Origin of the sequence: Paenibacillus cellulosilyticus, assembly GCF_003182255.1 — a bacterium.
GTDB lineage: Bacteria > Bacillota > Bacilli > Paenibacillales > Paenibacillaceae > Paenibacillus_T > Paenibacillus_T cellulosilyticus.
In genome coordinates this window covers 57,986-77,414 of record NZ_QGTQ01000003.1, presented here as the reverse complement: position 1 = coordinate 77,414, position 19,429 = coordinate 57,986, and the positions used below count along the sequence as shown (strand labels likewise).

Below are 19,429 nucleotides of genomic sequence, written 5' to 3'. Positions count from 1 at the left end.
TCGGTTGTCCGAGACTACTTCTTGTTATTCAAAGCTTCGTAAAGTTTGGCCAAATTGCGTTCAAGCTTGCTCACAATATTGCGACCCACCATCTCGTCGACGAGTCCGGCACGCACTGCGAAGTCCACTTCACGGGAGAAGCCATACATTTGCGTGTCCAATACTTCTTCATACAGCGGACATTGGCGCGTAGTCAAGTTCTCCATCTGAACTTCAATCAGCTTTTCGATTTTATTAGCATCTTCCTCAAGAAGATTGAGCGCTTTCTGGTGCAAATTATCCAAAACATCCGGTGAAGACATCGTATTCCCCCCTGTGTGCGTTCTTCGCCGTCTTCTATAAACCCTTCCTTTATATTAGACGAAAAACAAAAGAAGTACAAGGAGCAAACGCAAGGATAAACGGCTGTTACCTGCCTTTTAGCAGCGCATCACGCTTCATGCGGGACAATTCCAAGCTCATATAGGTGACAACTAATAATTTCATAAAAATGAACAAAGCGCCCCATAGGGACGCTTTGTTCTGGATATCCGGCTTTTTATGCCATTTTATTAACGATTACTCACCAATAACCGTAACGTTCAGGTTATGTCTGCTGAATACTTCAGCCATTGCTTTCTTAGCTTCTTCAGCGTCTGGGCCATGAACATGGAGCTCATACGCATGTCCGCCAAGAAGTGTCGTAAACAATCCGAGGATGCTCTTCACATCGATATATTTGTTCTCTGCTTGAAGAACGATCGAGGACCGGAATTGGCTCGCCGTTTGGGAAATTTCTACGATTGCTGCGTTGTTGGACATATGAATCCCTCCACCATGGATAGTTACAAGTAACGTCTTCATCATACCTTGAATATGAGCCGCATTCAAGAGAAAAAAGACCGTTTAAGCCAGTTATATCAATTTTTCAATCAATAAGCACACAGTACAATGGCTGTCATCCTATTTTTGTGACCTTAAACCAGTATCAGCGCTTACTATGTTAACATTTACACAATGCTTCGAACTTAAACCATTCAATGATTATGATTAAATAGGTATATCACAGGAAAAATTATATACTTAGTGTGTCATGTAGAAATCACCGAAAGGGGTACAGCCATGTTCGACCCACGTTTAGATAAGTTGGCAGATGTGCTAGTCAACTATTCAACGAGAGTGCAGCCAGGAGAAAATGTACTAATCGAAGCCTTTAACATCGACAATCCACTCGTCAAAGCAATCATCGGGAAGGTTCACCAAGCTGGCGGAAACCCTTTTGTCAACATACGCGATCAGCAAGTGACGAGAGAGATGTTGGTTAACGCTACGCAATCTCAGATTGAGACATGGACCGATTTTGATGCTTATCAAATGTCCAAGATGAATGCCTATATCGGCATTCGTGGTTCCAACAACCTTTATGAGCTGTCCGACGTTCCAGACGATAAAATGAAGCTCTACAGTACCGTTTACAACCATAAGGTTCATTCTTCGATCCGCGTGAACAAGACGAAGTGGGTCGTGCTGCGGTATCCAACGCCATCTATGGCACAATTGGCTTCCATGAGCACTGAAGCATTCGAGAAGTTCTATTTTGACGTGTGTACGATGAATTATTCGATGATGGACAAGAAGATGGACGCACTTGTTGACCTGATGAACAAAACGGACCAAGTTCGACTAGTCGGGCCTGGCACGGACCTTACTTTCTCCATTAAGGATATTCCTGCAATCAAATGCTCAGGCCTGCGAAACATTCCGGATGGCGAGGTTTATACAGCGCCTGTTCGAGACAGCGTGAACGGAACGATTAGCTACAACACGCCAAGCCCTTACAACGGATTTGTTTTCGAGAACGTGAAGCTGCGCTTTGAGAACGGCAAAATCGTTGAAGCGACTTCTAATGATACGGAACGGATTAACAAAGTATTCAATACGGACGAAGGCGCGCGTTATGTCGGGGAATTCGCTATCGGAGTCAACCCTCATATTTTGCACCCGATGAAGGATATTTTGTTCGATGAGAAAATCGCTGGCAGCATCCACTTCACACCGGGGCAATGTTACGATACTGCCTACAACGGCAACAGCTCGGGCATTCACTGGGATCTCGTCTTGATTCAGCGACCGGAATACGGTGGAGGAGAAATTTACTTTGATGGCCGATTGATTCGGAAGGACGGCATCTTCGTCGCCGATGAGCTTAAGGATTTAAATCCAGAACAACTGAAATAAAACACGCGATACGCAAACGGACGCAGATCTCCTATGATCTGCGTCCTGTTATATAACTGACCGGAAACCTATATCTCCGATTCATTCCTATCTAGAATTCATCGAATGTCACTTCGCCCGTATACGACTCCTCACGATCTTTCCCATCTGCTTGAAAATGAAGCGTGGAATGCTCTACTACCCGAAGTGGCAGCATTGAACGCTTATCCGCTGTTACCTCATATCGTGTCTCGGCCGACAATGTACTGAGCATAGCCGTAAGCTGCTGCTTCGCTTGTTGAATTTGTTTTGCTTGCCCCGATGCTTCTTCTTGTTGTCCACTTTCCATGAGTGCACTCCACTGCTGCTCCAATCGTTTCGTCCATTCTTCCTTCGCAGCAGAAGGCTGCATCTCAATGACGATGACACGTTGTCCTGAACGCACTGCAGCATTCTCCTGGTACGTCACGCTTTTCGCTGCATCACGAACCCGCTCGAGCTTCTCTAGCGGGTTTAAACCCGCCCAGAGGCCGTTAGACTGTCCATCGTTGGTTACATTGCTCGTACCGGCGTCCTGAGTCGACAGCTGCCGTACGCCGTCCTGCCTTCCGCTTGGAAGCCATCGATCTGCTCCTCGCTGCGCAAGCAGCTTCCATTGACCATTCATCGATTGTAAGCCGATTCCGCTTTTTCCGCCGCTATTGTCACCGCTGCCGGTCATCTGCACTTTCATTTCGGAATGTCCTGTCACCTCGCCCTTATAGGACAAAGAGCCAATCGTTACACCTACGGGTAGAAGAACGCCGCTCTCACCAGCGAAGGTGAACTGATCAACGCCTGCGAGCCCGCTGATGGACAAGGCAAGGAATTGATCTGCCGCCATATTGTCCGTCATGCTTCCACAGCCGAATATACCGAATACGGCTGCGCCAAACACTGTCAGCAACCATCTCTTCGATCGCAAATACCATTTCCGCTTGATCATGCTTATCCCTCCATCCTCCTGCGTGGGCTGCACCAATCAAGCCTAATGTAACCATAACAAAAGGACACTATGCGGTGTGTCCGCTAGTGCCCCCCTATCCAACGTATATACAGTTACGACCATTGTGCTTCGCTTGATACAATGCCATGTCCGCTCGGTAGAACAACGCCTCGACGCTGACCTTCTCGTCCTCGAACGTCCATTCTGACAACCCGCAGGATACGGTAACCTTCGGATCCGTCTCCTCCTCGACCTTCATGCGAATTCGCTCTGCGATGCGATAAGCCTGCTCACGGCGAATCTCCGGCAAATAAACCGCCATTTCTTCCCCGCCCCACCTAGCAGCCGTATCCGTGCCTCGAATCGAGGACTTGATAATATCCGCTACTTGGACCAGAATCCGGTCACCTACTTGGTGGCCAAACGTATCGTTTACGTCTTTGAACTTGTCGATATCGACAAGAATAAGCGAACCACAGCGATCCGTCCGCTGCTTACGCTGAATACGGTCATTCAAATAATGCCGAGCACTTAGATTGGTCAAGTGATCGGTAATGACCATCCGTCTAACTTCTGCATGTAGGGATGCATTCGACATCGCAAGTCCAATATGACTGGAAAGCACTTGCAGAAGCTTATAGTTATCGTAGGAGAAGTAATGCGGCATCCGGTGACCAACCAATATGATACCCGCAACTTCTGAACCCGCTAGTATCGGCGCAGCAATCAAAGACCTGGAGCCTGTCTCATCCATCCACCGAGAAGACACCGAGTTATTAATCAAGTAGTCCGAAATGATGACAGGCTCTTGCGAACGATACACAACCCCTGTAAAACCGTATTCAGTCGAGAAATGCTCGTTCTCAAATGAAGGCAGGCTGCTCGACATGACAACGAATTGCTGCTGAAGCGGATCGTAGCTCAGAAGGCAGCAGCAATCCGCTTCATAGATCCGTATCAGCTCGCTTGTCGTGTAATGAAATACGTCCTTGAGCTTCAGCGATTGATTCAGACGCTTCGTCAGCTCATTAATAAGCCGGAGCTCACCGATCATTACATTCGACTGCTCGTACAGCTTCGCATTCTCGAACGCATTGCCTGCCGTATCCGCGAGCAGCGTGAGCGCCGTAAAATCGGCATGATTCCACTGCGTTGCTGGCAGCTTAAGACGCAAAACGCCATACACCGCTTGCTTGCCTGTCATCGGTACGACGACATCCATCTGCCCGTGCTCGCGCATACGTGAATTCGGCTTCGCCTCAAGAAACGATTTCGCAACGAAATCACCTGTTGGATGATTAAACTGCAGTGACTGTACGCGCGGGTCGCCTTCAAGATGATCCTGCGACAAATACAGCCGGATCTGCGACTCGGGATACAACGTGATGAGGCTGTTCATCATCTCGGACAATACCGAAGCGACGTCAATGCCATCGTACAATCGTTTCGCGGCAGCAAACCAGGATGCGCGATTGTTCGCTTCCTGCTCCGATTCCCGCTGCGCCTTAAGTATATCTTTAACGAACATTCGCTCAAATCGTCTATAGAAACAATTGCGCAAATGGAACGACGCCGATTGCAGCTGGGCGGTAATGGCCTCATCGACCACTTCAGCACAGGCTGTAATGACAACAAACGGGAGCGAGTTGTCCGTCCGCCGCATAATCGGAACTGCAACAGCCAGCCATCCATCATGTTCTACCTTCTCGATAACATGCGTATCGAATGAAAGGCAGGCTGCTCGTTGAGCCACTGCAATCTGGCTTGTCTCATCGCGAACAGTGCCAGCCGTGCTGATGACAATCATATCCGGTGATATCAAATATAACGCCGACTGACTGAAGAGCGGCAGCCCGTTGGATTCAGCCATCCAGTCGTGAAAGCTGTCTTTAAGAAGCGCTATTAAGTATGGGATATCATTGTCGTTTATATCTTCAAACTCATACCATAGTTCCTGCAGTCGGGCAGGACTGGAGGCTGAAACTTCTGCGTTGCTGCTAAAATCGCGCATGGCAGCTTACCATCCTTCCATCTATAACCAGGAGTGTACAAAGTTGCATCCGTACGTTCGAATGTTTATGATTATTATCTACCTCTATCATACTTGATTATTATGAATTGTGCACTATCTGCATAGGTCTTTTGTATCAAAAAGTTGGACAAAGATGAAATCTTTTATGTTAGCCGTATGCTTGACAATGGCAGGCAAATTCCTATAGAATTTATTAATGATTATTGGGCGGGGCTTTTTGTGTCACCCTTAGGAAACAATCGCTGGTAAGCCAGCGGCTGAACTCGTTTATCAGATCTCATCGAAGCTTGCTTCTATGTAGTGAAGATTGTTTCCGGCGAAACAGCGACCCCCTTTTCAAAATCCCAATTTGAAGAAGGAGTTACACACATATGTCACGTTATACAGGTCCTAAATTTAAACTTAGCCGCCGCCTCGGCATTTCCCTGAGCGGTACGGGCAAAGAAATCGCTAAACGCCCATTCCCTCCAGGTCAACATGGCGCTAACCTTCGTAAGAAGATCAGCGGCTACGGCATGCAATTGCAAGAAAAACAAAAACTTCGCCACATGTACGGCTTGAACGAGAAGCAATTCCGCAACTTGTTCGACCGCGCTTCGAAGCTGAAAGGTATCTCCGGTGAGAACTTCATGTTCCTGCTCGAGAGCCGTCTGGACAACCTCGTTTACCGTCTTGGCTTTGCGAACTCCCGTGCAGGCGCACGTCAGCTCGTAGCACACGGCCACGTAACGGTTAACGGCAAAAAAGTCGACATCGCTTCCTACACGGTATCGCTTGGCGACGTAATCGGTCTGCGTGAGCGCAGCCGCAGCCTGAAGTCGATCAAAGAAGCTCGTGAAGCTCGCGTTCACGTGCCTAACTACCTCGACCTCAACGAAGCAGCTCTCGAAGGTAAATTCCTTCGCCTGCCAGAGCGCGCTGAGCTGTCGCAAGACATCGATGAGAAACAAATCGTCGAGTTCTACAGCCGTTAATCTTAACGACTACGAACCGCACAACAAAGCCCTTGGACATATGTCCAAGGGCTTTTTGTTGCCGCTTTTTTCAATTAACTATTCGCACTCTTCGCATCCCCAATTGGCTCAACCTCGACCGCTCTTGCCTTCCGACGCGCGTAAAGCCAATGCGCCAAGTACGTCTGTCCAATCATGAACACACCACCTACCGTCCAATACAACGGAAGAGCTGCAGGTGCAGAGAACGAGAATAACCCCATCATAATTGGTGACAAATAAACGAGACCTGCCAGCTGCTTCTGCGGTCCACTGTCCGCGTTCTGACCTGACATCCGCTGCATGATCAGCGATTGAACCAAATAAGCAGCAGCCGCGACGAGCGGCATAATGTGGTCGGTCGCTCCAAGCTTAAACCAGAGGAACGAATGCTCCTTCAACTCAGGCGTCATGCGAATCGCATAATACAAGCCAGTCAGAATCGGAAGCTGGATAATAAGCGGCAAGCAGCCCATAGCAAGTGGATTCACGCCATACTTCTGGTACAGCTGCATCGTTTCTTGCTGCTGCTTGCGAGCTGATTCGGGATCCTTCATCGAAGCATACTTCTCTTTTACTTTCGCAAGCTCCGGCTGCATCGCCTTCATTTTCTCCCGCATCGCCATTTGCCCGGTCTGCTGACGAATCATAAGCGGCATCAATGCGAAACGTACCAATAGTGTCATCGCAATGATGGAAATGCCGTAGTTGCCGCCAAACCAGTCCGCCAAGTGTTGAATAAGCTCAGAGAATGGATATACCACATAGTGGTTGAAAGTGCCTGGCGTGCTGCTGTCGATTGTTCCGTTCGCTCCGCAGCCGCTGAGCAGCGCGAGCATAATGATTAATAGTGCAATGCCGTATCGGCGCGTAATTGTAAACCCGAATGTTGTCTTGGCCATTGAATAGTTGATCCTCCTCGTATTGTAGCACTGGTGTCTGCAATCGAGGACGAACAATTGGATGTATCATCATCGGGCGATTCCTTACGCTTGACCTTCCGACATAGCCCATGCCGTAAACTCGCCCATTCTCTTACGCGAGGAATCGTCGGCTCGGTTAAGGTCAGCTCAATCTGCGCACCTATTTGCCGGTCGTGAGACGTGCCGCCGGACCACCACAAATACACATAGGCCAGAGAGTAGAGCACGCTTATCGAGAATAGATACGGTATAATATCCTGTATTTCCACCATCGGGTTCACCTCCTATCTACGCCGCATGTTTTTATCTATTGTAGCTTGTCGTCGATACCAACTGCAAGCGGCTTGCATGTTTCAAGTATTAGGGTTATGCTGGATTCGTTTGCTTTCATTAGACATTCTTCCACATTAATAACTTATTCCGTTCGGAGATGTGACCCATGCTTCAATTTGCAGGCAAATCAAAAAAATTCAAGCCTACGCCACCACAGGTACTCACATTTGGCTTCATTATTATTATTTTCGTCGGCACGATCCTGTTGGCATCAGGTCCAGCTAATACAGGCGATCCTATGTCTTACGTTGATGCATTGTTTATGGCAACATCAGCGGCGTGTGTTACCGGGCTAACGACGATTAACGTCGGCATCGATCTTACGCACTTCGGACAAGTCGTATTGCTGCTGCTCGTTCAAATCGGAGGGCTCGGCTTTACAACGATGGCCAGCCTCATTGCTATCGTACTGCGGAGGCGAATCTCATTCCGTGAACGTCTTATCCTGCAGGAAGCAATGAATCAATCCACATTGGAGGGGATCGTCCCTCTTATTAAAAAGGTTATCTACTACTCGCTCGTTATCGAAGGGTGCGGCGCGTTGCTGTTCTCTGCCCGGTTTCTTGCCGAAATGCCAGTTGGACAAGCGCTCTACTTCGGTCTGTTCCACAGTGTATCGATTTTCAACAACGCAGGCTTCGACCTGTTCGGCATGTTCCCAGACCGCGCTTCGAGTCTTATTCACTATGTAGAAGACCCGCTGATCAATATCGTGTCGATGCTGCTTATTATTCTTGGCGGCTTGGGCTTTATCGTTATTTCAGACTTGATTACATACCGTATTAACCGCAAGCTGACGCTTCACTCGAAGGTTGTTCTGACTGCTTCTGCGGTGCTGATTGTTGTCGGTACGATTGTCATCCTGATCTTCGAATATACGAACCCGAATACGATGGGTCCTCTCGACTTCCTGCACAAGCTGTCCAGTGCCATGCTGCAGTCCGTAAGCTCTCGATCAGCTGGTGTCAGCACGCTGGATACAGGTTCGCTGCGTCAGGCTACGCAGTTTATGATCGTACTGCTTATGTTCGTAGGCGCAGCTCCTGGCTCTACAGGCGGCGGCATCAAGGTTACGACGCTCGCCGTCCTTGTTGGCGCTATATACACAATGGCGCGCGGGCGCCAGGACGTCGTCATGTTCCGCAATCGGCTGGATCAGGATCGAATTCACAAAGCGATTACGCTGACGCTGCTGTCGTTTTTCTTAATCGTCATTGCGACGATGGTACTGAGTGCGACAGAGAGTGCGCCGTTCTTGAGCATTTTGTTCGAGGTGACCTCCGCATTTGCAACGACGGGCATGTCCGCTGGCCTCTCCGGCCATCTGACGACATTCGGCAAGCTGTTTATCGTACTGCTCATGTTCGTCGGACGTCTTGGCCCCGTCACACTCGCCTTCGCGCTTACAAGCACACCGGAGAAGGAGAAATTCAGACATCCGGAAGGCCGCATTACAATTGGATAATCGCCGCCTAGGCATCAACTTCCGACCCGTTTTGACGGGTCGGTTTATTGTATTGGCGAACCGTGTAATGAAACAATGGAAGAGACAGAAGCAACTGGTAATTTGAATGCCAATAGATGCCTAAGCAATTCTAATTATGCTATAATAACTCTGTTAATCAGAGGAGGAATTTGCTTTTATGACAGACGGTCAGAAGCCATCATCACCCGCGGTACATAGCAAATGGCGAGTGTTCGGACTCGTCGTTTGGATCACGTTCAAGTGGATGTTTATTTTCGGTTTAATGATCGGTTTATTCGCTGGTGGTATTGCAGCAGGCTATGTTGCCTCTCTCGTTAAGGACGAGCCTGTGCGTCCGCGTGCACTCATCGAGCAGAAGCTAGATGAAAACTCGGAGACTGGATTCGTCTATTTCAACGACAACGTCACCCCAGTCGGACAGCTTCGTACGCAGGAGGACCGGCGACTCGTTGAAACGAAAGATATACCACAAGTCGTAATCAACGCGGTGCTAGCAACCGAGGACAACAATTTCTATCAGCACTTCGGTATCGACCTTAAGGGCACAGCACGTGCCGTCCTGCAAAAGGTGCTAAATAAAGATACGCAAACGGGTGGCAGTACACTGACGCAGCAAATCGCGCGTCGTATGTTCCTTAGCTTGGATAAGACCGACAGTCGTAAGGTCAAAGAGATTTTCCTTGCCATTCGAATGGAACGCTTCCTGACGAAGGATGAAATCCTAACCGCTTACTTGAACAAGGTTCCGTTCGGTAACAGTTCGAGCGGCTACAATCTGTACGGTATTAAAGCAGCAGCAAAAGGCATTTTTAATATTAGTGATCTTAATCAGCTGAATATCGCACAGGCCGCTTATCTCGCAGGCTTACCACAGCGCCCGTCCGCTTACACCGCATATACGGGTAAGGGTGAATGGAACGAGAAAGGTCTTAAGCTGGCCATTGAGCGTCAGCACAACGTGTTGACCTATATGTTGAACAAAGGCCGCATTAATCAACAGGAATACGATGAGGCAATGCAATTCGACATCCGCTCTTCGATGGCACAGCCGTCGAAGAAAGCATACTCGACGTTCCCGTATCTCATGCTTGAAGCAGAACGCCAAGCGGCGCAAATTCTACTTATGCAGGAGAACCCAGAGCTGACGAAGGAAGAAATCGCGAAGAATGCGACACTGCTCGAGGATGCACGTGATCAACTTCAACGCGGCGGATATCGCGTGTACACAACAATTGATAAAAAAGTGTACAACCTGATGCACGAGATCGGCGAGAATCCGGACAACTTCGCTCCTGACAGTACGGAGAAAGGAATCGAGCAGATCGCTGCCATTATGATCGATCATAGGACGGGTGCGATTCTAGGTATGCTGGAAGGACGCGATTTCTACGAAGAGCAGATGAACTTCGCGACGCAGATGACCAGACAGCCAGGCTCGACAATGAAGCCAATCGCAGCCTATTTGCCGGCATTGGAGAAAGGTTTGATCCAACCAGCAGGCGTGCTTGACGACGCGCCAATTGTTCTGAAGGACTATCAGAAGGGCTTCCATATTCCGAAAAACTCGAATGACCGTTATTTAGGTCTCGTGACGGCTCGTGAAGCGCTCAATCGTTCCTTGAACCTGCCGGCGCTCAAGTTGTTCCTGAACAAGGTTACAATCCCGACTGCATGGGAATTTGCCCGCTCACTCGGCATCACGACCCTGCAGCCGGAAGATGATAATGCACAAACCGGTGTAATCGGCGGCTTGAGCAAAGGTGTAACCGTTGAAGAAATGACGAATGCATACGGTTCAATCCCGAATAATGGCGTCTTCAATGACGCTTACATGATTTCGAAGATTACCGATGCAACAGGTAAAGTGGTCTATGAGCATAAAGCTCAACCGAAACGCGTTTTCTCCGAACAAACAGCGTTTCTTATGACGGATATGCTGCGTACCGTTATTTCGGATCCGAATGGTACGGCGCACTCCCTCGTATCGACACTGAAGCAATATGGCAAGATTCCAATGGCAGGCAAGACCGGCTCTACATCTGACTACGGTGATGTATGGTTCATGGGCTTCACACCGGACGTCTCGCTTGGTGTATGGGCCGGTTATGAGAAGTCGATTCATACGTTGTCCAAGGACGGCCGTACACGCGCTCGCTCCATCTGGGCAATGATCATGAATTCTGTAACCGATGCGAAGCCAGAGTTGTTCCCAACGAAGGAATGGTCAATGCCAGACGGTATCGTACGTGCTACCGTATCCAGCGTCAGCGGCAAGCTGCCGACAGACCTGACGAAGCAAGCTGGCAAGCTTGTGACCGACTATTTCAATAAGAAGTACTTGCCGAAAGAAGCAGACGACGCGCTTGTGAATATGGCTTATATTCCATTTAACAACATCAACTATATCCCGAATGAAGCTACGCCATCAGATATGGTACGTCAGCAAGTTGTTATTAAGCGCGAGAAGCCGATCGATCAGCTCATGGCGGAGATTCAGAAAGCTCAAGAAGCATTGCCAGCTAGTCAGCGCAGAGCACTCTCATTCTACATGCCGCAAGATGCGAAGAATGACGCACCGTCGACGGTTGACCCTCGAATCGATGATGGATCGGCGCCAACTGCACCAGCCAATGTACGCTTGACTACGGTTAGCGGGACGACAGCGAACATTTCGTTTAACGCTAGTCCAGAAGCGGACGTAGTTGGCTACAGACTCTATCGAGCAGATTCAGCAGCATCTTCATTCAAACAAATCGGAACGACGATTCTCGTTGGTGAACAGACTGTATTCAAGACGGATACATCTGGTGGCAGCGGGTACAGCTACTACGTAACGGCTGTTGACGTTGTCGGTAAAGAATCGTCGCCAAGCCGTATCGTCGGCGCTAACCCGAACCAGCAGACAGCTGGCACGGGAGACGGAGTCGAAGTAATCGATCCGAATCTGGGTCTCGGAGATGTGACAGGTACCGATCAAGGAGGCGGCTCCACAGGAGGAGACACTGGAAGCAGTGCCGATAATGGTACGCTTCCTGCCCCTTCCACCCCAACGGGCTTTAAAGTGGAAGCATCTAATCTAGGCGTTAAGCTGACGTGGAACTCGAATCCGGTGTCCGACCAAGTAACAGGATATACGGTCTACTACAGTGCCGACAGCAATGGCAAATACGTCAAGCTTGGCTCTACAGCAGACACGAGTTTCGAGTACGTTGCGATTATGACAAAAGGTACGTATCAAATACGTGCCGTAAACGAGCATGGCGAGTCTACTGAAGCAGCAAGCTTCACGTACAACCCTTAAAAGCAAAAAGGCTGAGCAGGTATCCCACCTGCTCAGCCTTTTGTTATAGATACCGTGAAATGAAATTAGTCTTCAATCGTCGACAAGTCGCCTGTTGGAAGGTTCAGCTCCCAAGCCTTCAGGACACGACGCATAATTTTACCGCTCCGAGTCTTCGGCAGTTTATCCTTGAACTCGATCTCACGCGGTGAGGCGTGTGCGGATAAGCCAACTTTCACGAATTTCGCGATATCTTCCTTCAATTCATCGGACGGCGTGAAGCCTTCACGGAGCGCGATGAACGCTTTGATGATCTCGCCACGAAGCGGATCCGGCTTGCCGATAACACCAGCTTCTGCAACCGCTGGATGCTCAACGAGCTTGCTCTCGACCTCGAACGGACCTACGCGCTCGCCGGACGTATTGATGACGTCATCGATCCGTCCTTGGAACCAGAAGTAGCCATCCTCATCCATATAGGCTGAGTCACCCGAGATGTACCAGCCTGGAATGCGGAAATACTCTTCATACTTCGCATCGTTGTTCCAAATACGGCGCATCATCGATGGCCAAGGCGTTGCCACTGCAAGGTTGCCCATCCGATATGGCGGCAGCTCATTGCCTTGATCATCAATAATAGCTGCACGGACACCCGGAATCGGCTTACCCATCGAACCTGGCTTAATATCCATGGACGGATAGTTACAAATTAGCTGACCGCCTGTCTCCGTCATCCACCATGTATCGTGAATGCGATGACCATAAACCTTCAAGCCCCAACGGACAACCTCAGGATTCAGCGGCTCGCCAACGCTGAGCACATGGCGAAGGCTTGACAGGTCGAAGCTCTTCACAACGTCCTCGCCTGCTCCCATAAGCATACGGAACGCCGTAGGCGCGCTGTACCATACCGTAACGCCGTAGCGCTGGATCGTGCCATACCAATCCTGCGGACTGAATCGGCCGCCGCGGATGACGTTCGTAGCGCCGTTCAGCCACGGTGCGAACACTCCATAGGATGTACCTGTTACCCAGCCTGGATCGGCCGTGCACCAGTAGATATCGTCTTCACGAAGATCCAATACGATTTTGCCCGTATAATAATGCTGCAGCATGGCATTCTGCGCGTGGAATACACCCTTCGGCTTACCTGTCGAACCCGACGTATAGTGCAGAATCAGACCATCTTCACGGCCGAGCCATTCGATCTCAGCTTCGTCCGAAGCAGTGCTAATTTCCTGCTCATAGCTGATAATCCCATCTGCTGCTTCAACTTGTCCGAATACGATAACGCTCTCCAGATCAGGCAGCTCATCACGCTTAATGCGGCCGAGCAGTTGAGGAGTCGTAACGATCGCTTTCGCTCCGCTATCGAGCAGTCGGTCCTTCACGGCTGTTTCCATGAACGCTTCGAACAGCGGACCAACGACAGCACCCACTTTCAGAATGCCAAGCAAGCTTATATATAATTCTGGTGTGCGCGGCATGAAAATAAAGACGCGATCGCCCTTCTGTACGCCTTGCTTGCGCAACACATTCGCAAACCGATTCGAGTGCTGGCTGAGCTGTTCGAACGTCCAGCTCTCATCTCTTGCAGCATCGCTGTAGTGAAGCGCAACTTTGCTTCCTCTACCCTCTTGGACATGGCGATCGATCGCCTCGTAGGCCATATTCACTTTGCCAGTGGCATGCCATGTGAAATGCTGTTCAATTTGTCCCCAGTCAAACTGTTCACGTGCCGTCTCGTAACTACCGATATTAGAACGGTTCGTTGTTGCCGGTATACGTTCTTGATGCAAGTTGATCATTAATGTCATCCTCCCATCAAACTATGGTCTTTCTTCGTGAAAGATCGAATTCGTATTGCCCACAATCTAAATTCGTGTTCAAAAAGTCTTGTGTTGCTCCGTGATCAACAGCGGACTTTTTGAATCACCTCTAAAAGAATGCGTTTTCATTTGCATGTATGTTATTATACCATAGAGTCATACAGCAACAATATCCTTTTCAACATCCCAACAATGTGCTAGATAGGCAGTTCATTTCCGTATGACACAAAAGAAGGTGATCAGTTGGAACATTTGAAGGTGTATCAGCGGAACACTCTCCTTATTCGAGACCGCGAGCTTGTCATTGAAGGACCGATTCCACCGGAGCGTCTACGTCAATTGCATATGCACGAGCAGCTGCACGCTTTTCGTCGTCCAGCTGAACAGCTGGAAGCGCTGATCGAAATCGCAGAGCTGCCAGAAGGCCGAATTATCGCCTGCATTGACCAAGACACGATCGTTGGATATGTAACGTTCCATTATCCCGACGAACTGGAACGATGGTCCGATGCGAATATGGAAGATTTGGTTGAGCTGGGCGCCGTTGAGGTTGCTTCAAACTACCGTTCTGGAGGCATCAGCAAACAGATGATTCAGACTGCTTTCGCAGAAGGACAGCTGGATCGAATGATCGTATATACAACCGAATACTATTGGCACTGGGATTTGGAAGGCATGAAGCTAAGTGTCTGGGAATACCGCACGATGATGGAGCGCGTCATGCAGTCGGTCGGTATGGTGTGGTTCGCTACGGATGACCCGGAAATATGCTCGCATCCCGCGAATTGTCTGATGGTCCGCGTCGGTCCCGATGTGCCGCTATCGTCGGTGGAACAGTTCGATAGAGTTCGTTTCCGCCAACGATTTATGTATTAGATCTTATATATCACTTTTTCAATCGGAAAAGAAAGAAGGATCGTCCATGACGGCCAATGCCGTATTCATCCATCATCCTGACGCTGAGCTCTACCGATTTCATGAACACCACCCATTCGACCCAACCCGTCTGCGATCTACTATCGACCTGCTCATTCGCAGCAATGCGCTAGAACGAGACGAAATCATTGTTCCGCAGCCTGCAGACGATGAGGCGCTGCTATCCGTTCATCGGGCTGACTACGTACAAGCTGTACGTCATCTAAGCGATTCTACGCCTCTTACAGACGCAGCGGCACAAGCCGAGAGGTTTGGCTTATCCGATGAGGATACGCCGTATTTCGTTGGTATGCATGGCGCTGCAGCCGCCATTGCTGGCGGTTCTATCTGTGCCATCGAAGCGGTCATAAGCGGACAGGCCAAGCGAGCGTTCCATATGGCTGGCGGTCTGCACCACGCTTTTCCGCATCGCGGCTCCGGCTTCTGCGTTTATAATGACGCAGCTATCGCGATCAAACGTATCCAAGCGCAAAAAGATCTGCGCATCCTCTATATCGATACCGACGTTCACCATGGCGACGGCGTTCAGTGGGTATTTTACGACGATGCATCTGTATTCACGTATTCGATCCATGAGACAGGCAAGTTCCTATTCCCCGGTACCGGCTTCTTGCATGAAAGAGGGACGGACAGCGGTGTTGGCACTTGTATGAATGTGCCGCTCGAGCCCTACACAGAGGACGAATCTTGGATGAACAGCTTCCGAACGACGGTAGAGGAGGCCGCCCTCTTGTTCAAGCCAGACCTCATTGTGAGCCAGCACGGATGCGATGCGCACGCCTATGATCCACTCTCCCACATGCACTGCAGCATGCGGATCTACAATGAAATGCCGCTCGTCATCCGTGACCTCGCTGATCGATATACAGCGGGCAAATGGGTTGCGCTTGGAGGTGGCGGCTATGACAAATGGCGTGTCGTCCCGCGAGCTTGGTCGTTCATCTGGTTGGCGATGACCGAGCATCCGCTTCTGGAACGCATCTCTTCCGCACCTGAGAAGCCAGTCTCACTGTCTGAGGACTGGCGCAAGGTTTGGGCCGATGAAGCAGGCGGCATCGATGCGCTGCCTGAGGAATGGCTGGATGATCTGAGTCAATGGACGCCTATGCCTCGGCGTGATGCCATTGAAGCTGCGAATCAGATTACTTGTAGTCGAGTACTGCAGCAGTACTGAGACTAGGGTTCCGCCCCTTTGACCCCGTTGTTTACTGATTCAAACCAACATTTCTACCCACCCAAACCCTCCCTGCTAGGGAGGGCCCCGGGGTTTAAGCGTATGCTCCCGATGTGGTTTCCTTTCGGAAACCTTTACCCCTGGACCCCGGAAGGGGGCGCGGGATAGACAAAGGCGCGAGTGAGGTGCGGCGTGTTGGGAGTCGCGTGCCCTTTCGGGCAAGCTTTCTTTCGAGCATCAATCAAACCATTATCTAGACACAACAAAAAACATTATCTAGACAACAAAGGACAGCCTCGCGTGTGGCACGCTGGCTGTCCTTTGTTGTTTCTTAGTGCATGGAACTTAATTCGTTAGACTGCTCCGCCTACCGAATTGCGTGTGATGACTTCGTGTGGCAAAATAACTTTTGCCTGCTCGACAGCTTCCTTCTTCATCAGCTTCGTCAGAAGGCGCATCGATACAGCGCCGATATCGTACATCGGCTGTGCAACCGTCGTCAACTGCGGGCGCACCATTGACGCCATACGGCTGTTGTCTACGCTAATAACGGAGATATTCTCCGGCACTTTCAAGCCAGCATCTTGGATGCTGTGAATGGCACCGATTGCCATCTCGTCTGTAGCAGCGAATACAGCTGTTGGACGCTCAGGGAGCTCCAAGAAATATTTGACCGCTTCCACACCGGACTCATAACGATAGTTGCCCGTACGAACGAGCGACTCGTCATACGTAATGCCAGCTTCTTCGATTGCACGCTTATAGCCGTGGAAACGAGCATAGCCGTTCGACGGGTCCTGCAGCGTACCACTGATCATTGCAATACGGCGGTGACCGTTAGCAATGAGTGTACGAACTGCATCATAAGCAGCTTCTTCGTGATTAATATCTACGGAAGGAATTACCCCATGCTCGTCCGTCGTTGCACAGAGCACGACTGGGACATTCGCTGTCTTAAACGCTTGCAGATGCTCGTCCGTTACTGCGCCACCCATAAACAGGAGGCCATCGACTTGCTTCTCCAGCAGCGTATTAACGACGCGGATTTCCTTCTCTTTGCGCTTATCGGCATTACACAAAATAATATTATAATGATACATGTTGGCAATATCTTCGATACCACGCGCAACTTCAGCAAAGATCGCATTCGAAATGTCGGGAATGACAACCCCGACTGTCGTCGTCTTCTTACTAGCCAAACCGCGTGCAACAGCGTTCGGACGATAGCCAAGGCGTTCGATTGCTTCGTATACTTTCTTGCGCGTCTGCGGCTTCACATTCGGGTTATTATTCACAACCCGCGATACTGTGGCCATGGATACGCCCGCTTCTCTTGCTACATCATAAATGGTTACCGTCACGGTCCTTCTCTCCATTGCTTCGTATTTTATCGCACATCATTTTACCGTAATGATACGACAAAAATTTACTTTCCGCAATGTTCACGGAGATGTTACTCAAGTGAATCATACGTAATATGCCAGTGCGAGGTGTTCCAAACCGACTTCCCGTTCACGATAAAAATCGCTTACAGGGATGCATGTGTAATCCTAGTATGCTCTGCAATCGCATTCCATACCGGACGATCTTTCACTACATGCACGAGCGCTGTCCTGATTCAGGTCATCCCCTCTAATGAAACGCATTCACAGCCATTCAACAAAATGAATTTCTCTTCGTGTTTACTGTGCAATGGCGCTTCTATGTATAGAGGCAGTATGACTGAGCTGCGTCAAACGCTTAGATATATCGTTCTTCCATTCTTCGTCGCCGAGTTTCTCGGCTAGCGAATACAGGTCCAGCAGCATATCGATTCGCTCACCTGCGAGCCGATCAACAAACGTTGGATTCGGCTGTTTATTTCGAGCATCGCATGCTTCCACCAATATATTCGCCCACTCGTTCCAATCATCGAATCGGAACGATTGCTTCTCTGGTTGTGCGCCTAGTTTACCGATGAGTCCGGTCAAATCTGTCTTGACCACAGGAAACACCTCACTGCGGCTGCACGTTTTGCAAGTATACACGGGAACGTTATCGATTTCCACTTTTCCGGAGTAAATAACGGTACGAAGCTTCATTCCCATCTTTTCTCCGCATGAACATGTCTTTAGCAACTAAAGTCACTCCTTCACTTGAAGGGCAGTAAGCCGTTTTAATGCAACGGTTACTGATTCTACTTTTGCTGCATAAAATCCTTCTCATAATTCCTTGTAAGTTTTGCTAGTTGGCTACTCGCCGCCACCATTGCCGAATTGCTGGCACACTTACAAGCAGTACTGCTGCAGCAGCTCCGATCGCATCGTGCAGCAAATCTTGATAGTCCGTTGTGCGGCCTTCCACAAACAGCTGATGATACTCGTCAGTCACGCCATACAGCGTACATAATAATACGATAATGACCTTGTTCAACCATTTGTCCGAGCTTTTCCCGCCAAAATAATCAAACGTCAGCGCAAGCACGAAATAGGCAGCATAATGCCCCCAGTTAAAGCCCTCCATCGCAGGAAATAATTCCTGAAACCACGGAAGAAAAACAGAATTCATCTCGCTGCCTGGCTGATCGGATAGCCAATAAATTGCAGCCATGACCAGCAGAGCTGGAATTAGCCGATAAAACCGCAAGCGTGATTGCTTCATCGCTTCACCTTCGTTACAATTGAAGTGCTCATCTTGATACAAGCTTTACCCTATGATTAACGGAGAGGAGTTCAACTTCAATGAGCCTACATAATCAGACAGTCATCTGCTTGCTCGATGACGAATTCGAGGATTTGGAACTGTGGTACCCCGTGTACCGAGTTCGGGAGGAAGGCGCGAAAGTACTGTACGCCGGCCCAACCAAAGGTAAAACACATATCGGCAAATACGGTGTCCCTGCCACGGCAGATCTGTCTTATGACGAACTGGACAGCGCGTCGATCGACGGCCTGCTCGTACCAGGCGGCTGGGCACCGGATAAAATCCGTCGCTATCCGAAGGTACTTGAGATCGTTCGCGAGCTCAATGAGCAGAACAAGCCGATCGGACAAATCTGCCATGCAGGATGGGTATTAATCTCTGCGAAGATTCTAAACGGTCGCAAAGTGACCTCTACCCCAGGCATTCGTGACGATATGGAAAATGCCGGCGCTGCGTGGTTCGATGAGCCTGTTGTCGTAGACGGCAACCTCATCTCGGCCCGCAGACCGCCTGACCTGCCAGAATACGGACAAGCGTTTGTCGAAGCGCTTCGTAAACGCACTAACGCTTAAGACAACAGC

At 49.6% G+C, this 19,429-nt stretch carries 16 protein-coding genes; 7 read left to right on the top strand and 9 right to left on the bottom strand.

The window, feature by feature from the left end; genetic code table 11:
• Nucleotides 1–14 precede the first annotated feature (14 nt).
• Both DFQ01_RS05455 and DFQ01_RS05450 read right to left on the bottom strand, forming a co-directional pair.
• Nucleotides 15–302: an Fpa/YlaN family protein gene (locus tag DFQ01_RS05455; RefSeq protein ID WP_110042880.1), complete on the bottom strand. Its 288-nt coding sequence runs from the start codon at nt 300–302 to the stop codon at nt 15–17.
• Nucleotides 303–558: 256 nt separating this feature from the next.
• A complete protein-coding gene (locus DFQ01_RS05450; RefSeq protein WP_110042879.1) occupies nt 559–801 on the bottom strand; it encodes an HPr family phosphocarrier protein in 243 nt (80 codons plus the stop codon).
• Nucleotides 802–1,101: 300 nt separating this feature from the next.
• On the opposite strand from DFQ01_RS05450, the gene DFQ01_RS05445 reads away from it, so the two are divergent.
• Complete coding sequence (locus tag DFQ01_RS05445) at nt 1,102–2,217, top strand: aminopeptidase (RefSeq protein WP_110042878.1); 1,116 nt, start codon at nt 1,102–1,104, stop codon at nt 2,215–2,217.
• Nucleotides 2,218–2,308: 91 nt separating this feature from the next.
• On the opposite strand, the gene DFQ01_RS05440 is transcribed toward DFQ01_RS05445, so the two are convergent.
• On the bottom strand, nt 2,309–3,181 hold the full coding sequence (locus tag DFQ01_RS05440; protein WP_110042877.1) for a hypothetical protein: 873 nt from the start codon (nt 3,179–3,181) through the stop codon (nt 2,309–2,311).
• A 94-nt stretch (nt 3,182–3,275) separates the two neighbouring features.
• On the bottom strand, nt 3,276–5,192 hold the full coding sequence (locus DFQ01_RS05435; RefSeq protein WP_110042876.1) for a sensor domain-containing diguanylate cyclase: 1,917 nt from the start codon (nt 5,190–5,192) through the stop codon (nt 3,276–3,278).
• A gap of 392 nt (nt 5,193–5,584) precedes the next feature.
• On the opposite strand from DFQ01_RS05435, the gene rpsD reads away from it, so the two are divergent.
• Nucleotides 5,585–6,187, top strand: a complete 603-nt coding sequence (gene rpsD, locus DFQ01_RS05430) for a 30S ribosomal protein S4 (RefSeq protein WP_110042875.1) — start codon at nt 5,585–5,587, stop codon at nt 6,185–6,187.
• 74 nt (nt 6,188–6,261) lie between these two features.
• On the opposite strand, the gene yidC is transcribed toward rpsD, so the two are convergent.
• Nucleotides 6,262–7,107 carry a membrane protein insertase YidC gene (yidC, locus tag DFQ01_RS05425; RefSeq protein WP_110042874.1) on the bottom strand — a complete coding sequence of 282 codons (846 nt, stop codon included), beginning with the start codon at nt 7,105–7,107 and terminating at the stop codon, nt 6,262–6,264.
• Nucleotides 7,108–7,567: 460 nt separating this feature from the next.
• Between yidC and DFQ01_RS05420 the strand changes: the two genes are divergently transcribed.
• Together DFQ01_RS05420 and DFQ01_RS05415 are read left to right on the top strand one after the other, a co-directional pair.
• Nucleotides 7,568–8,926, top strand: coding sequence for a TrkH family potassium uptake protein (locus tag DFQ01_RS05420; protein ID WP_110042873.1), 1,359 nt, complete (start codon nt 7,568–7,570; stop codon nt 8,924–8,926).
• 178 nt (nt 8,927–9,104) lie between these two features.
• Nucleotides 9,105–12,248: a transglycosylase domain-containing protein gene (locus DFQ01_RS05415; RefSeq protein WP_110042872.1), complete on the top strand. Its 3,144-nt coding sequence runs from the start codon at nt 9,105–9,107 to the stop codon at nt 12,246–12,248.
• 65 nt (nt 12,249–12,313) lie between these two features.
• On the opposite strand, the gene acsA is transcribed toward DFQ01_RS05415, so the two are convergent.
• Nucleotides 12,314–14,035 (bottom strand): acetate--CoA ligase, encoded by a 1,722-nt coding sequence (gene acsA / locus DFQ01_RS05410; protein ID WP_110042871.1) that lies wholly within the window; start codon nt 14,033–14,035, stop codon nt 12,314–12,316.
• Nucleotides 14,036–14,299: 264 nt separating this feature from the next.
• On the opposite strand from acsA, the gene DFQ01_RS05405 reads away from it, so the two are divergent.
• Both DFQ01_RS05405 and DFQ01_RS05400 read left to right on the top strand, forming a co-directional pair.
• A complete protein-coding gene (locus tag DFQ01_RS05405) occupies nt 14,300–14,932 on the top strand; it encodes a GNAT family N-acetyltransferase (protein WP_110042870.1) in 633 nt (210 codons plus the stop codon).
• A gap of 46 nt (nt 14,933–14,978) precedes the next feature.
• Nucleotides 14,979–16,166: an acetoin utilization protein AcuC gene (locus DFQ01_RS05400; RefSeq protein ID WP_110042869.1), complete on the top strand. Its 1,188-nt coding sequence runs from the start codon at nt 14,979–14,981 to the stop codon at nt 16,164–16,166.
• Between the two features lie 353 nt (nt 16,167–16,519).
• Here the strand turns inward: DFQ01_RS05400 and ccpA are convergent, their stop codons facing one another.
• From ccpA to DFQ01_RS05385, 3 genes are all read right to left on the bottom strand, one after another.
• Nucleotides 16,520–17,527: a catabolite control protein A gene (gene ccpA / locus DFQ01_RS05395; protein ID WP_110042868.1), complete on the bottom strand. Its 1,008-nt coding sequence runs from the start codon at nt 17,525–17,527 to the stop codon at nt 16,520–16,522.
• Nucleotides 17,528–17,848: 321 nt separating this feature from the next.
• Nucleotides 17,849–18,247 carry a hypothetical protein gene (locus tag DFQ01_RS05390; protein WP_245946550.1) on the bottom strand — a complete coding sequence of 133 codons (399 nt, stop codon included), beginning with the start codon at nt 18,245–18,247 and terminating at the stop codon, nt 17,849–17,851.
• Nucleotides 18,248–18,389: 142 nt separating this feature from the next.
• Nucleotides 18,390–18,806, bottom strand: a complete 417-nt coding sequence (locus tag DFQ01_RS05385; protein ID WP_110042866.1) for a VanZ family protein — start codon at nt 18,804–18,806, stop codon at nt 18,390–18,392.
• 80 nt (nt 18,807–18,886) lie between these two features.
• Here DFQ01_RS05385 and DFQ01_RS05380 point away from each other — a divergent pair, with 80 nt between their 5' ends.
• Nucleotides 18,887–19,420, top strand: coding sequence for a type 1 glutamine amidotransferase domain-containing protein (locus tag DFQ01_RS05380; RefSeq protein ID WP_110042865.1), 534 nt, complete (start codon nt 18,887–18,889; stop codon nt 19,418–19,420).
• Nucleotides 19,421–19,429: the final 9 nt, after the last annotated feature.

What these genes read in the sequence shown, in the direction of transcription:
- DFQ01_RS05455 (WP_110042880.1), bottom strand. Translation starts at nt 302, where the DNA reads ATGTCTTCACCGGATGTTTTGGATAATTTGCACCAGAAAGCGCTCAAT.
- DFQ01_RS05450 (WP_110042879.1), bottom strand. Translation starts at nt 801, where the DNA reads ATGTCCAACAACGCAGCAATCGTAGAAATTTCCCAAACGGCGAGCCAA.
- DFQ01_RS05445 (WP_110042878.1), top strand. Translation starts at nt 1,102, where the DNA reads ATGTTCGACCCACGTTTAGATAAGTTGGCAGATGTGCTAGTCAACTAT.
- DFQ01_RS05440 (WP_110042877.1), bottom strand. Translation starts at nt 3,181, where the DNA reads ATGATCAAGCGGAAATGGTATTTGCGATCGAAGAGATGGTTGCTGACA.
- DFQ01_RS05435 (WP_110042876.1), bottom strand. Translation starts at nt 5,192, where the DNA reads ATGCGCGATTTTAGCAGCAACGCAGAAGTTTCAGCCTCCAGTCCTGCC.
- rpsD (WP_110042875.1), top strand. Translation starts at nt 5,585, where the DNA reads ATGTCACGTTATACAGGTCCTAAATTTAAACTTAGCCGCCGCCTCGGC.
- yidC (WP_110042874.1), bottom strand. Translation starts at nt 7,107, where the DNA reads ATGGCCAAGACAACATTCGGGTTTACAATTACGCGCCGATACGGCATT.
- DFQ01_RS05420 (WP_110042873.1), top strand. Translation starts at nt 7,568, where the DNA reads ATGCTTCAATTTGCAGGCAAATCAAAAAAATTCAAGCCTACGCCACCA.
- DFQ01_RS05415 (WP_110042872.1), top strand. Translation starts at nt 9,105, where the DNA reads ATGACAGACGGTCAGAAGCCATCATCACCCGCGGTACATAGCAAATGG.
- acsA (WP_110042871.1), bottom strand. Translation starts at nt 14,035, where the DNA reads ATGATCAACTTGCATCAAGAACGTATACCGGCAACAACGAACCGTTCT.
- DFQ01_RS05400 (WP_110042869.1), top strand. Translation starts at nt 14,979, where the DNA reads ATGACGGCCAATGCCGTATTCATCCATCATCCTGACGCTGAGCTCTAC.
- DFQ01_RS05390 (WP_245946550.1), bottom strand. Translation starts at nt 18,247, where the DNA reads ATGAAGCTTCGTACCGTTATTTACTCCGGAAAAGTGGAAATCGATAAC.
- DFQ01_RS05385 (WP_110042866.1), bottom strand. Translation starts at nt 18,806, where the DNA reads ATGAAGCAATCACGCTTGCGGTTTTATCGGCTAATTCCAGCTCTGCTG.
- DFQ01_RS05380 (WP_110042865.1), top strand. Translation starts at nt 18,887, where the DNA reads ATGAGCCTACATAATCAGACAGTCATCTGCTTGCTCGATGACGAATTC.